This window comes from Pseudomonas sp. MWU13-3659 (assembly GCF_023757525.1).
Lineage (GTDB): Bacteria > Pseudomonadota > Gammaproteobacteria > Pseudomonadales > Pseudomonadaceae > Aquipseudomonas > Aquipseudomonas entomophila_E.
Map to the genome: position 1 here is coordinate 1 of NZ_JAMSHW010000105.1, position 569 is coordinate 569.

Consider the following 569-nt stretch of genomic DNA (forward strand, 5'->3'; position numbering starts at 1 on the left):
CTTCTCGAAGTTGTCGCCACCGGCAACCGATTCGATCTTGTTGACGATGCTCGGCTGGCCACCGACGTAGACATCATCCTTGGCGGTGATGGTGAAGGTGCCCGAGGCGCTGCCGGCCGGGATGGAGACTTTGGTGCCATCGCTCAGGGTGAAAGTCAGACCGTTGTGGCCGGTGACCGACAGGCCCTGGGCATTGGTCAGGGTCACGGTATAGGTGACCTGGCCGCCTTCCGAAACGGTGGTTTTATCGGCAGTCAGGGTCGCCACGACTTCACTGACGGTGTCGGTGATCTGCACGGTGGCCGAGCCGCCGAGTTCCAGGTTCTCGAAGGTCTTGCCGGTGACGCTGGCATCGGTGATACCGATGGTCAGCGAGCTGCCGTCCTTGAATACGTCATCGCCTTGAGCCGCAGCCTTGTAGGTGGCTTCGGTCTGACCGGCAGTGATGACCACCTTGTCGCCGTTGGACAGGGTGACGGTCAGGTCGCGGTCCAGCGGCTGGTTGACCTTCACGGTGAAGGTCGGCTGTTGGGCTTCGTTGACATCGCCATTGCTGACGATGGTGACGG

General features: G+C 61.5%; 1 protein-coding gene. It reads right to left on the minus strand.

Going from position 1 to position 569, the window contains the following annotated elements; genetic code table 11:
• Positions 1-569: immunoglobulin-like domain-containing protein (locus NGM28_RS28510; RefSeq protein ID WP_252092553.1), on the minus strand; the 569-nt coding region annotated here is incomplete at both ends.